Genomic DNA, 13,904 nt, shown 5'->3' with positions numbered 1-13,904 from the left:
CTCTCATCCTCACAAAAGTGCGACAGAAAGCACTCCAGTAATCCATTGCTTTTAAAGGAGTTATTTTCCATGAATCACTTAGACGGCCTCAAACAATTCACTACCGTGGTGGCCGACAGCGGCGACATCGAATCCATTCGCCACTATCAGCCGGAAGATGCCACCACCAACCCTTCCCTGCTGCTGAAGGCGGCCGGGCTGGCGCACTTCTCGCATCTGATTGACGATGCCATTGCCTACGGCAAAGCGCGTGGTAAAACCCAGGAGCAGCAAGTGGCAGAAGCCAGCGACAAACTGGCGGTCAATTTTGGTGCGGAAATTCTGAAAAGCATTCCGGGGCGCGTCTCCACAGAGGTGGACGCCCGCCTCTCTTACGACAAAGAGAAAAGTATCGCCAAAGCGCGTCAACTGGTGGCGCTGTACAAAGATCAAGGCATCGATAAGTCACGCATTCTCATCAAACTAGCGTCGACCTGGGAAGGTATTCGCGCGGCGGAAGAGCTGGAAAAAGAGGGTATCAACTGCAACCTGACGCTGCTGTTCTCGTTTGCCCAGGCGCGCGCCTGTGCCGAAGCGGGCGTGTTTTTGATTTCACCTTTCGTTGGCCGCATTTACGACTGGTATAACGATCGCAAACCGCTCGACCCCTATGTGGTGGATGAAGATCCTGGCGTGAAGTCGGTACGCAATATCTACGACTACTACAAACAACATCGCTATCAAACCATCGTGATGGGTGCCAGTTTCCGCCGTACCGAGCAGATCCTCGCCCTGGCGGGCTGCGACCGTCTGACTATCTCTCCGGCACTGCTGAAAGAGCTACAAGCGCAAGAGGGCGTCGTTGAACGCAAGCTGGTGCCATCGCGCCAAACCTTCCATCGCCCGGAACCGTTAACAGAAGCGGAATTCCGTTGGGAGCATAACCAGGATCCGATGGCCGTCGATAAACTGGCCGACGGGATCCGTCAGTTCGCCGTTGATCAGCGCAGCCTTGAAGATCTGCTCGCCGCTAAACTTTAACCTTTGCCATGGAGTGAATTATGTCCCGTAGAGAGCTTGCTAACGCCGTTCGCGCCCTGAGTATGGACGCGGTGCAAAAAGCCAATTCTGGCCACCCTGGCGCCCCGATGGGGATGGCGGATATCGCCGAAGTGCTGTGGAATGATTTTCTGCGCCACAACCCGGCAGACCCCACCTGGTACGATCGCGACCGTTTTATCCTCTCTAACGGTCATGCCTCAATGCTGCTGTACAGCCTGCTGCACCTCAGTGGTTATGACCTGCCGCTTGAAGAGCTGAAAAACTTCCGTCAGCTCCACTCCAAAACCCCAGGCCACCCGGAAATCGGCTATACGCCGGGCGTGGAAACCACCACCGGACCGCTCGGGCAGGGGCTGGCGAACGCTGTTGGGCTGGCAATTGCCGAGCGCACGCTGGCGGCGCAATTTAACCGGCCGGGGCATGACATTGTTGACCACTACACCTATGTGTTTATGGGCGATGGCTGCCTGATGGAAGGCATTTCCCATGAGGTATGTTCGCTCGCGGGTACGCTGGGGCTTGGCAAACTGATCGGCTTTTACGATCACAACGGCATCTCGATTGATGGCGAAACCGAGGGCTGGTTTACGGATGACACCGCCAAACGCTTCGAGGCGTATAACTGGCATGTGATTGGCGATATCGACGGCCATTCACCCGAGGCGGTGAAAAAAGCTATCGAAGAAGCGCAACGCGTGAAGGATAAGCCGTCACTGATTATCTGCCGCACGGTGATTGGCTTCGGCTCGCCGAACAAAGCCGGGAAAGAGGATTCGCACGGCGCGGCGCTCGGTGAAGAAGAAGTGGCGCTCACCCGGCAGAAACTCGGCTGGAAATACCCGGCCTTCGAGATCCCGAAAGAGATTTACCAGGCGTGGGATGCCCGCGAGCGCGGGGCGAAACATCAGCATGAGTGGAATGAGAAACTGGCGGCCTGGGCTAAAGAGTACCCGGATCTGGCAGCCGAATTTACACGCCGCATGAGCGGTGAACTGCCGGAAAGCTGGGAAAAAACCACCACCGACTGGATCAATAAACTGCAGGCCAACCCGGCGAACATCGCCACCCGTAAAGCGTCGCAGAACACGCTCAACAGCTATGGGCCAATTTTGCCGGAGCTGCTTGGCGGCTCTGCGGATCTCGCGCCCAGCAACCTCACCATCTGGTCCGGCTCCACATCGCTGAAAGAGGATCAGGCCGGGAACTACATTCACTACGGCGTGCGTGAGTTTGGTATGACGGCAATTGCCAACGGTATCGCACACCATGGCGGTTTTGTGCCTTACACCGCCACCTTTTTGATGTTCGTTGAATATGCCCGTAACGCGGCGCGTATGGCGGCGTTGATGAAAGCCCGGCAGATCATGGTTTACACCCATGATTCGATTGGCTTAGGGGAAGACGGTCCAACGCACCAGGCGGTGGAGCAACTCGCCAGCCTGCGCTTAACACCGAACTTCAGCACCTGGCGTCCGTGCGACCAGGTTGAAGCGGCGGTCGGCTGGAAGCTGGCGATCGAGCGCCATCATGGCCCGACTGCATTGATCCTCTCGCGCCAGAACCTCACGCAAATGGAGCGAACCCCGGAGCAGGTGCAGGCCATCAGCCGTGGCGGTTATATCCTGAAAGACTGCGAGGGTACGCCGGATCTGATCCTGATTGCTACCGGTTCGGAGATGGAAATTACCGTCAACGCGGCGGAGCAACTGACTCAGGAAGGCCATAAAGTTCGTGTGGTATCGCTGCCGTCGACCGATATTTTCGACGCGCAGGATGAAGCCTGGCGTGAATCTGTGCTGCCCTCGGATGTGAGTGCGCGCGTGGCGGTCGAAGCCGGGATTGCCGATTACTGGTACAAATATGTCGGTCTGAAAGGGGCGATTGTCGGTATGACCGGTTACGGTGAATCAGCGCCTGCCGAGAAGCTGTTCCCCTACTTCGGCTTCACGGTCGAAAACGTGGTGGCAAAAGCCAAAGCGGTACTGAAAAAATAAGCGTGGGCGCGCCAGCATACGACTGGCGCGCCATTTTTATTTCACCACCAGCAACGGCTCACTCTCCTGCGGCGTCACGATATCTTCCTGCTTTTCATCCCACAGCGCTTTTTTCACCAGCACATTGCCGTTGTGTTGCGTGTCGCGTTTCACCAGCGTTGCGGCGTCATCGTCTTCCTGAATATTGATGTTAATGGGAAACGAAGGCAGCGCTTTCGCCCATTGCCCTTGCTGGATATCAAAGACATAAACCACCCGCCAGGCGCTGGTCCACCACTGCGGGAAAACAACCACCCGATCGCGTCCGCTATCATCGAGCTGCGACAGCGTTTCCACTCCGCCACCAATGCACTGCGGCACCATCGCGGGTTGTACAGCCGGGTTGCTGCTCCAGAGCTTACATTCACAGTCGCCCTCTTCATCGCAACTGCCGCCGGTTTTGGGATCGCGCGCGTTCACCCACACGACATCTTTGGTAATGCCGTCAAACTTACCTTTGGTCAAAAGCCCCTGTACCGACGCCTCTTTTTGATTCAGGCGGGTGAGCAAATCGGTTTCGCCGCTAATGCGCCAGCCCTCAGGCTGCTTGCTGAAAGTAAGCTGTGCCGGGTAGTTTTTTACCTGTTTTTCATCGAGTCCGGCTTGTTTGACAAACTCGACCTGAACCTGGCCCGCTTCATCTTCGGTGATATCAAGCGTGGTGATAATTCGCTGCGCATAGTGCGGTGAGTGAGAGGTGAACGCTTGCTGACGGCGCAGTACCTCGTCGCGCTCAAGATGCTGGCCAAACCATTGGACCTGAGCCGCATAGAGATCGCTGCCGGTTGCCTGGGCATTGCCATTCAGATGGCTATTCCAGACATCGACAAGCTGGGCGATGCTCTGTTTATCCGCTGAGGTCAGTTCAGCCTGGGCAGGCAGAACGGCAAAAAAGAGTACGCAGGCCGCAAGCCATTGTGGGTAAACGCGTTTCATTATTCCCTTCCCGATAACAATATCCGCAAGGGATTATGTCAGCGAAGGGTTAGCGCGTCACCCACAGCGTTGGCCACGCATCGGGGCCGTGCCAGCTATCGCAGGAGGGCTCCTGCGCGTACCGCACCAGGCGAAAGCGCTGGCCGTCAAAACGCCAGCGGCTCGACACGCCACAATCCGCCAGGCTGCGACCTTTGGAAAGTGTGGTCAGCTCGCGGGTTTTCTCATCAAACGCCGCGTTCATCAGTTCCATTTCATCGTTACCGTTATCCGGCGTGAAAGGCAGCAACAGGCGCACCAGCCGTGCGGCAAACGGTTTTTCCCGCGATACCAGCCACGCGCGTTCGACCATGTTATACGCACCCGCTTCACAGTCGATCACTAGCAACGCTTTATCATCAGTCAGCGCGCTCACGCGCACCTGGCGGCGCATCGGATCCAGCGAACACTGGCTGCTGTTCATTCGCCAGGTACCGTAATCCAGCAAATCGTTCAGTTCCTGGTGCGTCAGCGGGGTTGGTGCCACATTGGCCGAGGCGACCTTTTTCAACGCAGGTGCGGGCGGAACGCTTAACGACGGGCTATCGCCCTTTTTAATCCATGCCGTCTCGCTGCCGACGCGTTTTTGCAGCGCATCAATAAACAGCAGCGCCGCTTTTAGCCCGACCAGAGAAATCTCGCCCTTGCTGCCTTGTAGTGTAAGCGACTGGCCTTCCTGAATGTTTTTTAAAAACGAAGTGATGGCATCGGTGTTATCCGTCACCAGATGCCACGGAGTGGTTTGCCAGCGATCGCTCGCCAACGCCAGTGGCTGACCGTCAAACAGTAAACGCCCGGCAATCGGCGGTTCTTTAGTAATCGGCGCGTCGATGCCGCCATAATCGATACGTAGCGTGGCATCGGCACGCGCGCCAGCGCTGCGCTCCAGCGTCATTACCAGCCACTGATGCTCACCAATATTGCGTGCCACGCAAAAGTTCTGGTTATTACAGGTGACTTGCCAGTCGGAGAAGGTTTGTTGCGCGGGTGCTGCGCACAGCAACGGTGCGGCCAGAAGACCGAAGAGCAAAGTCAAAACGCTGCGGTAACGCATGGTTGGCACAACCCCGGAAGAATAGACGCAGAACCTGCGTATATTCTATTTCCCGGTTGGCTTGCTCAATCGGATTTGTCGGATAGCTTCATCTGAAAGCGGAGCTGATAACCTTATTAATTTCAGTCCATTAGGCCAGATGTTTGCAAATATTGCAGTAAAATCACCGTCTTGCCATCACAGATCTCACCGTTGGCGACCATCGTCAAGGCCTGCCGGAAGGGCAGTTCCAGCACTTCGATATCTTCATCTTCTACTCCGCCGCCGTTATTCACGCGCTGCGCGTCGTTATATTCCGCAATAAAGAAGTGGACAATTTCCGTGACCCCGCCCGGCGACATGTACAACTCAAATACTTTGCGCACCTCGCCAACTTCATATCCCGTCTCCTCAATCGCTTCCTTACGAATGCACACTTCCGGCTCATCGTCATCCAGTAACCCGGCGCAGGCTTCAATCAGGCGACCATCCACGCTACCATTCACCCAGGCGGCGATCCGGAACTGGCGGATCAGCAGCACACTCTGCTTTTCACGGTTATACAGCAAGATGGTGGCACCATCGCCCCGGTCGTAGACTTCACGTTTATGACGCACCACTTCACCGTCCTGACGGGTCAAATCGTAGGTGATATTGCGCAGGACAAAATAATTTTCAGAGAGGATTTTATCTTTGATAACTTCAATTTTCAGCGACATACAGGCTCCAGAGCGCTAATAACTTTGCGTAATACTACGCCGCGAAGTGTGATGCCGTGAAGCCTGTTTTATGGCAAACGCCTTAATGCTGCCCTGGTGCTTTGACGCCCAACCAGTCCATCATGCCCTGCGCGGCGTGGCGCCCCTCCGCCATCGCGGTCACCACCAGATCGGCTCCGCGCACCGCATCACCGCCGGCAAAAATTTTCGGGTTGCTGGTCTGGTAGCGATACTGGCTTTCGACACTGGCGGCAATACGCCCCCAGTCATCAACGCGCACACCGTGGCGCTCCAGCCACGGCATGGAATGCGGGTTAAAACCAAACGCCATGATCACCGCATCAGCAGGCATAACAAACTCACTGCCTTCAATCGGCACCGGACGGCGGCGGCCTTTGGCATCCGGCTCGCCGAGCTGTGTGCGCAGCAAGCGAATGCCGCAGACTTTGCCGCTCTTATCCAGCTCGAGGTTTACTGGCTGGACATTGAACTCAAACTCAGCCCCTTCATCCCGCGCATTTTTCACCTCTTTTTTCGAGCCAGGCATATTGGCTTCGTCGCGACGGTAGGCACAGGTCACTTTGCTCGCGCCATGGCGCAGTGCGGTACGGACACAGTCCATTGCCGTATCGCCGCCGCCAAGCACCACGACATTGCGCCCCTCGGTGTTGATAAACGGCTCGTCGGCGCTGTCCGGCAACCCCATTAACTGACGGGTGTTAGCAATCAGGAACGGCAGCGCATCGTAAACGCCCGGAGCGTCTTCATTTGGCAAACCGGCTTTCATTGAACGGTAAGTGCCAACGCCCACAAACACCGCGTCGTAATCGCTGAGCAGCGTCTCCAGCCCGATGTCTTTACCGATTTCACAATTGAGTTCAAAGCGAATGCCCATCGCGCTGAAAATTTCACGACGGCGCGCCAGCAGCGATTTATCCAGTTTAAAAGCGGGGATGCCAAAGGTGAGCAAACCGCCGATTTCCGGGTGACGATCGAACACCGTGGCGCTCACGCCGTGGCGAGCGAGCACGTCAGCGCAGGCGAGACCTGCCGGGCCAGCACCGATAATCGCGATATGTTTATCTACCGCCGCAACCTGCTGTAAATCGGGCCGCCAGCCCTGCGCCAGCGCCTGATCGGAGATATAGCGTTCAATATTGCCGATCGTGACCGCGCCATACTCATCGCGCACCGTACATGCCCCTTCGCACAGCCGGTCTTGCGGGCAGACGCGCCCGGTGATTTCCGGTAAGCAGTTGGTTTGATGCGAAAGTTCGACCGCAGCCGCAATATCACCCTCTTTTACCCGCTCGATCCACTGCGGAATATGGTTATGCAGCGGGCAGATCCATTCGCAAATGCTGTGGTCGCCGCACTTCAGGCAGCGCTCCGCTTCACGATTGGCCTGATCGGCGCGAAACGGTAGATAGATTTCATCAAAACCGCTTTTACGCGCCGCCAGTGGCAATTTATCTGGCTCACCGCGCGACGTCGTTTTACGCATCTGCCGCACTTTGCGGTCGTTAAAGGCGGGAGTCAGCGCCGCGACACTGTGCCACGGCTGCGCCTCATGGCTGGCAGTTCGCAGACGGCGAGATTTAGCAAGCTCTGCCAGCGCGTCGCTGTTCACCAGTTGCAGCGCATCGGCCGGGCAATTCTGCGCACAGGCCGGGCCTTCCGCCCTGCCCTGGCAGAGATCGCATTTGTGCGCGGTGGCTTTTACCAGCCCGTCGCCAATTGGCGTGACCAGCACTTGCATGGTGCCAAACGGGCAAGCCACCACGCAGGATTTACAGCCAATGCACTTTTGCTGATTGACCTGAATCGCCTCATCAACGCGGCTGATTGCGCCATTCGGACAACTGCGGGCACAGGGCGCAGCTTCACAGTGTTGGCAAGTCACCGCGCTGCGGTGCTGCTGATGTTTAACCACGGTGATCCGTGGATGAAAATGTCCGGCGCTTAATACATGTTGCTCATTATTGTGCGCCATCACACACGCGACTTCGCAGGCACGACATCCTATACATTGCTGGCTATTCGCCATAATAAAACGATTCATGGCACCCTTCTTTTCTGGTTTAATAAACCTTATTTTTTATATGAGCATTGTATTTACCGGGGCAGCACGACACAGGCAATGTTCAATTGCCCAGAAAGGTTATCTATTTGTCACGAGCTTGTAGCAGATCAATTTATTTCAGGATTTCTGAAAAATTATTTCATTCGATGGACGTTCAGGCCGATGTTTCCTGTACGTAATATCAGGATTGGGAAGCGCTGCAGTGATAGTCAAAAAACCTGTTTCAGGAAGCCTGGCCAGAGCCTTTTTCTCTCTTGTTTTACTGTCGCTGCTCTCCACCGGAGTGGCACTCGTCACGCTTGCCAGCAGCCTGCGGGACGCGGAAGCCATTAATATAGCCGGGTCGCTGCGTATGCAAAGTTACCGTCTTGGTTACGAGCTGCAAAAACAGACCGCCGAATTACAACCCCACCGCCAGATTTACCAGCAGACGCTGAACTCTCCCGTATTACAAACCCTGAACCGCTGGTACGTGCCGCAGGAAGTGCAGCAACGTTATGGGCAATTGCACGAAAACTGGCGCCAGATGGAAAAACATCTGATTCAGGGCGACCAGCAATGGTACGAGCAAAATATCCAGGCTTATGTCGGGCAAATTGATTTGTTCGTGCTGGCGCTCCAGCACTACACCGAACGCAAGATGATGCTGGTAGTCGCTATTTCGCTGCTGGGGGCTGCCGGGATTTTCACGCTGGTGTTTTTTACGCTGCGCCGTATTCGCCAGCGGGTCGTCAAACCGCTTAATAACCTGGTCGCCGCTTGCCAGCGTATCCAGCAAGGGCAGTTTTCCTTGCTGCCGCTCGATAACAAACTCGATAACGAACTGGGTTTACTGGCTTCAACGTTCGACAGAATGTCCGGGCAACTGTTTAAGCTCTACCGCTCGCTGGAAACATCGGTAGCAGAAAAAACCCGCGATCTGCATGAAGCCAACAGTCGCCTGGAAGTGATGTACCAGTGCTCGCAGGCGCTCAACACCAGCCAGATCGATGCTCTTTGTCTGCACCATGTGTTGCAGATCGTCTACGACCATCAGGCAGCCTGCTTCCTGGAACTGGTTGTTGATGACAACTGGCGCATTCAGCAAGGTGAGGCCGATCCCACGCTGCCGGTGAACAGCTTGCCGGTAAATATGCAGGAGAACGTGCTGGGCGAGCTGCGCTGGCAAAGCCACCAGCAGCCGCTCTCCGCGCCGCTGATGTGCAATATCGCCACCATTCTTGGACGCGGTCTCTATATCAACCAGGCGCAGAAGCACTACCAGCAATTAATGCTGATGGAAGAACGTGCGACCATCGCCCGCGAACTGCACGATTCTCTGGCGCAGATGCTCTCCTATTTGCGTATCCAGCTGGCGCTGCTTAAGCGCTCCGTGCCGGACGATAACGCCCCGGCACACCTGATCATCGACGACTTTTCGCGCGGTCTGAACAATGCCTGGCAGCAGTTGCGTGAGCTGCTCACCACGTTCCGCCTCTCTTTACAGCAAAGTTCGCTACCCGCCGCGCTGCGTGAAGCGCTGGATGTATTGCAGAGCCAGACCAGCGCGAAGCTGAATCTGGATTGCCGTTTACCCACGCAGGCGCTGGATGCGCAACAGCAAATGAACGTTTTACAAATTGTGCGTGAAGCGGTCATCAACGCGATTAAACATGCGCAGGCCAGTGAAATCACCGTCAGTTGTGTGACCGACCCTGACGGACTGCATTCGGTTTACATCCGCGATAACGGCATCGGTATGAACAGCACGCAGGAGCCCGCCGGGCATTATGGGTTGACGATCATGCGCGAGCGCGCCGAGCGCCTTGGCGGTGTGCTGGAAATCATCTCACCGCCGGGAAGCGGCACGCAGGTGCAGTTTCGCTTTCCGATACTGGTCAGCGCGCAGCGTCAATAAGTGTAAAGAATTTAAAGTAAAATGATTTTGTGCAGGAGGAAATTTTGCTTAAGTGTGGTTATGCATAGTTATGCCTTAATCAGGCATGATAATTTACATTTTCTCCTTTTTTTCTCCACGATTGGTTTCTGCATTGCCGCTACATTGATGCAAGCAATGTCACTATAACGATGCGCAGCAATATGAGGTTTTATTTCTGATGGCGAATTTTTTTATTGATCGCCCCATTTTTGCGTGGGTGCTGGCGATCCTGATCTGTCTTACGGGGACACTTGCCATTATTTCTTTACCCGTCGAACAATATCCCGATTTAGCCCCGCCTAACGTCCGCATTACCGCTAATTATCCTGGCGCATCGGCGCAAACACTGGAAAATACCGTTACTCAGGTTATCGAGCAGAATATGACCGGCCTCGATAATTTAATGTATATGTCCTCGCAAAGCAGCGCCACCGGGCAGGCAACGGTGACTCTCAATTTCAGCGCCGGGACCGATCCTGATGAAGCCGTACAGCAGGTGCAAAACCAGCTGCAATCGGCGATGCGTAAACTCCCACAAGCGGTGCAAAACCAGGGCGTCACGGTGCGAAAAACCGGTGATACCAACATTTTAACCATCGCGTTTGTCTCCACTGACGGCTCGATGGATAAACAAGATATCTCCGACTATGTGGCGAGTAATATTCAGGATCCGATTAGCCGCGTAAACGGCGTTGGCGATATTGACGCCTACGGTTCGCAATATTCAATGCGTATCTGGCTCGATCCTGCCAAGCTCAACAGTTACCAGCTCACCGCTTCGGACGTCACCAGCGCCATTTCGTCGCAGAACGCGCAAATTGCCGTCGGGCAACTTGGCGGAACGCCGTCCGTTGATCGCCAGGCCTTAAACGCCACTATCAATGCGCAGTCGCTTTTACAAACGCCGGAACAGTTCCGCAATATTACGCTGCGCGTGAATCAGGACGGTTCAGAAGTGCGTCTTGGCGACGTGGCGACGGTGGAACTGGGCGCAGAGAAATATGACTACCTGAGCCGTTTTAACGGTAACCCCGCGTCCGGGCTGGGGGTGAAACTGGCCTCCGGCGCTAACGAAATGGCGACGGCAGAACTGGTGATTAACCGCTTAAACGAGCTGGCACCTTTTTTCCCGCACGGTCTGGAATATAAAGTCGCTTACGAAACCACCTCGTTTGTTAAAGCCTCGATTATCGATGTCGTGAAAACCCTGCTCGAAGCTATCGCGCTGGTGTTTCTGGTGATGTACCTGTTTCTGCAAAATTTCCGCGCCACGCTGATCCCCACTATCGCCGTGCCGGTCGTGCTGCTTGGCACATTCGCCGTGCTCTATGCATTTGGCTACAGCATCAACACCCTGACCATGTTCGCCATGGTGCTCGCCATCGGTCTGCTGGTGGATGATGCGATTGTGGTGGTGGAAAACGTCGAACGCATCATGACCGAAGAAGGGCTGTCGCCCAGGGAAGCGACGCGTAAATCGATGGGGCAAATCCAGGGTGCGCTGGTGGGGATTGCGATGGTGCTGTCGGCGGTATTTGTGCCGATGGCGTTCTTTGGCGGCACCACCGGCGCGATTTATCGCCAGTTCTCTATCACCATTGTTTCGGCGATGGTGCTTTCTGTGCTGGTGGCAATGATCCTCACACCGGCGCTGTGCGCCACGTTGCTCAAGCCGCTGCATAAAGGTGAGCTGCATGGGCAGAAAGGCTTTTTCGGCGCCTTTAACCGTATTTTCAACCGTAATGCCGATCGTTATGAAACCGCCGTCGGTAAAATTCTGCATCGCAGCCTGCGCTGGATTTTGCTCTATGTGCTGCTGATTGGCGGCATGGTGTTGCTGTTCCTGCGTCTGCCAACGTCGTTTCTGCCGCTGGAAGACAGGGGCATGTTTACCACCTCAGTGCAGCTGCCGAGTGGTGCAACGCAACAGCAGACGCTGAAAGTGGTGCAGAAAGTCGAAGACTATTTCTTCACCCACGAGAAATCGAATGTTGAATCCGTGTTTGCTACCGTCGGCTCCGGCCCCGGTGGTAACGGGCAGAACGTGGCGCGTTTGTTCATCCGCCTGAAAGACTGGGAAGCCCGCGACCCGAAAAGCGGTAGCGCGTTTGCCATTATCGAACGCGCCACCAAAGCGTTTAGCCGCATCAGTGAAGCCCGCGTTTTCGCCAGCAGCCCGCCTGCTATCAGCGGTATGGGGAGTTCGGCCGGTTTCGATATGGAATTGCAGGATCACGCCGGTGCAGGCCACGACGCTCTGATGGCGGCTCGCGATCGTCTGATTGAGATGGCGGCCAAAGATCCGGCGCTGACCCGCGTTCGCCATAACGGTCTTGATGACAGCGCCCAGCTGCAAATCGATATTGATCAGCGCAAAGCGCAGGCTCTGGGCGTGTCGATTGATGATATTAACAACACGCTGAAAACCGCCTGGGGCTCCAGCTACGTCAATGACTTTATGGATCGCGGGCGCGTGAAAAAAGTCTACGTACAAGCTGCGGCGAAATACCGCATGTTGCCGGACGATATCAACCTCTGGTATGTGCGAAATAACAACGGTGGAATGGTGCCATTCTCCGCGTTTGCCACCTCGCGCTGGGAAACCGGCTCGCCGCGCCTTGAGCGCTACAACGGTTATGCCGCAGTGGAGATTGTCGGCGAATCCGCACCCGGCGTCAGCACCGGTACGGCGATGGATGTGATGGAGAAACTGGTTAGCCAGTTGCCTACCGGTTTTGGCCTGGAGTGGACCGCCATGTCTTACCAGGAACGCCTTTCCGGCGCGCAGGCACCGGCGTTATATGCGGTCTCCCTGCTGGTCGTATTCCTGTGCCTTGCAGCGCTGTATGAGAGCTGGTCTGTGCCGTTCTCGGTGATGCTGGTGGTACCGCTTGGCGTGATTGGCGCGCTGCTGGCAACCTGGATGCGTGGGCTGGAAAACGATGTGTACTTCCAGGTCGGGTTGTTGACGGTAATAGGGCTGTCGGCGAAAAACGCGATACTCATCGTCGAGTTTGCCAACGACATGAATGCGAAGGGCGAAGATCTGCTGGTCTCCACGCTGCACGCCTGCCGCCAGCGTTTAAGGCCGATCCTGATGACCTCGCTGGCGTTCGTTTTCGGGGTGCTGCCAATGGCAACCAGCACCGGCGCGGGCTCCGGCAGCCAGCATGCGGTGGGAACCGGTGTGATGGGCGGGATGATTTCCGCCACCGTGCTGGCGATTTTCTTTGTGCCGCTGTTCTTCGTGCTGGTGCGCCGCCGTTTCCCGCTCAAAGCGCGCGCGCAGTAATTTCTGCATAACAAAAAGGCGACCTGGTGGTCGCCTTTTTCATGTGTCGGTTCACATTGTTATTTATTAAGCCGTCACTGCTTAATCGTTCGTCAGGAAATTATTTACGAAGCATACCTTCGATAAAGTCTTTCCAGTTCCCCAGTTCATGTTCAATCATAACTACCTCTCTTATTATTCTGGCAATTCTACTTAAACCCGTAACAACATTGAAGAGATGTTAATCAATTGCTTCAATCGCTATTAGCGGGGTACTTTTAATGCTTGCGATAACTATGAGCCGATGTCATGTCATTTAATGTGAATAACGGCAATATTCCATAAAAACTTTAGGGCCAAATGAAATGACGATCACATTGTTCGATAAATCAGCAATTGAAGCGGTGGACTGGCTGGCGTTAACGGCGCTGATTGCCGCAGGCGGTCTTAATCAGCGCGACCCGCTGCAGGTCGAGCAGGCGTGGCGTAACAGCACCTTCTGCTGGTTTGGCTACCATAACGGGGAGCTGGTCGCCACAGCGCGCGCAATCAGCGATCTGACATGGGCCAGCTATGTTGCGGATATTGTGGTCGCGCCGGAAATGCAGGGACGCGGTTATGGAAAACAACTGATGTCTGACATTGTCAGAACATTATTACCGTTCGGCAAAACCTTTATTTATTCCGTACCGGAAAAGACAGGATTTTATCAACAATATGGTTTCCGTTTTTTAACCACTGGCATGGTATGCGCAACACCTGAAAGTTTATTCAAACTGGAACAGAGTGGTTATATCCGCTGACATTTGCTTATCAGACAAATCACAGGCA

The 13,904-nt window shown here is 55.1% G+C and carries 10 protein-coding genes; 5 read left to right on the top strand and 5 right to left on the bottom strand.

Annotated features, from left to right (window positions below; all coding sequences use genetic code 11):
• The first annotated feature begins 69 nt into the window (after positions 1-69).
• Positions 70-1,020 (top strand): transaldolase, encoded by a 951-nt coding sequence (gene tal / locus ACFX4U_RS19030; protein WP_305735361.1) that lies wholly within the window; start codon positions 70-72, stop codon positions 1,018-1,020.
• A 20-nt stretch (positions 1,021-1,040) separates the two neighbouring features.
• Positions 1,041-3,035: a transketolase gene (gene tkt, locus ACFX4U_RS19025; protein WP_313507594.1), complete on the top strand. Its 1,995-nt coding sequence runs from the start codon at positions 1,041-1,043 to the stop codon at positions 3,033-3,035.
• A gap of 36 nt (positions 3,036-3,071) precedes the next feature.
• On the opposite strand, the gene ACFX4U_RS19020 is transcribed toward tkt, so the two are convergent.
• The 4 genes from ACFX4U_RS19020 to aegA all read right to left on the bottom strand — a co-directional run bounded on the left by ACFX4U_RS19020 (position 3,072) and on the right by aegA (position 7,863).
• A complete protein-coding gene (locus tag ACFX4U_RS19020) occupies positions 3,072-4,010 on the bottom strand; it encodes a hypothetical protein (protein ID WP_313507595.1) in 939 nt (312 codons plus the stop codon).
• 49 nt (positions 4,011-4,059) lie between these two features.
• Complete coding sequence (locus ACFX4U_RS19015) at positions 4,060-5,103, bottom strand: DUF1176 domain-containing protein (RefSeq protein WP_313507596.1); 1,044 nt, start codon at positions 5,101-5,103, stop codon at positions 4,060-4,062.
• 122 nt (positions 5,104-5,225) lie between these two features.
• The gene (gene nudK / locus ACFX4U_RS19010; RefSeq protein ID WP_313507597.1) at positions 5,226-5,801 is read right to left on the bottom strand and encodes a GDP-mannose pyrophosphatase NudK; all 576 of its coding nucleotides are present in this window, start codon (positions 5,799-5,801) and stop codon (positions 5,226-5,228) included.
• 82 nt (positions 5,802-5,883) lie between these two features.
• On the bottom strand, positions 5,884-7,863 hold the full coding sequence (gene aegA / locus ACFX4U_RS19005) for a formate-dependent uric acid utilization protein AegA (protein ID WP_313507598.1): 1,980 nt from the start codon (positions 7,861-7,863) through the stop codon (positions 5,884-5,886).
• Between the two features lie 223 nt (positions 7,864-8,086).
• Between aegA and narQ the strand changes: the two genes are divergently transcribed.
• Positions 8,087-9,781 carry a nitrate/nitrite two-component system sensor histidine kinase NarQ gene (gene narQ, locus ACFX4U_RS19000; RefSeq protein ID WP_313507599.1) on the top strand — a complete coding sequence of 565 codons (1,695 nt, stop codon included), beginning with the start codon at positions 8,087-8,089 and terminating at the stop codon, positions 9,779-9,781.
• Positions 9,782-9,980: 199 nt separating this feature from the next.
• A complete protein-coding gene (gene acrD / locus ACFX4U_RS18995) occupies positions 9,981-13,094 on the top strand; it encodes a multidrug efflux RND transporter permease AcrD (protein ID WP_305735354.1) in 3,114 nt (1,037 codons plus the stop codon).
• 100 nt (positions 13,095-13,194) lie between these two features.
• On the opposite strand, the gene ypfM is transcribed toward acrD, so the two are convergent.
• Complete coding sequence (gene ypfM, locus ACFX4U_RS18990; protein WP_100181659.1) at positions 13,195-13,254, bottom strand: protein YpfM; 60 nt, start codon at positions 13,252-13,254, stop codon at positions 13,195-13,197.
• Positions 13,255-13,438: 184 nt separating this feature from the next.
• On the opposite strand from ypfM, the gene ACFX4U_RS18985 reads away from it, so the two are divergent.
• Complete coding sequence (locus ACFX4U_RS18985; RefSeq protein WP_086870854.1) at positions 13,439-13,876, top strand: GNAT family N-acetyltransferase; 438 nt, start codon at positions 13,439-13,441, stop codon at positions 13,874-13,876.
• Positions 13,877-13,904: the final 28 nt, after the last annotated feature.

Source organism: Kosakonia sp. YIM B13588 (assembly GCF_042788165.1).
Classification (GTDB): domain Bacteria; phylum Pseudomonadota; class Gammaproteobacteria; order Enterobacterales; family Enterobacteriaceae; genus Kosakonia; species Kosakonia sacchari.
The sequence above is the reverse complement of the archived record's forward strand: the minus strand, read 5'-3'. Positions and strand labels throughout refer to the sequence as shown.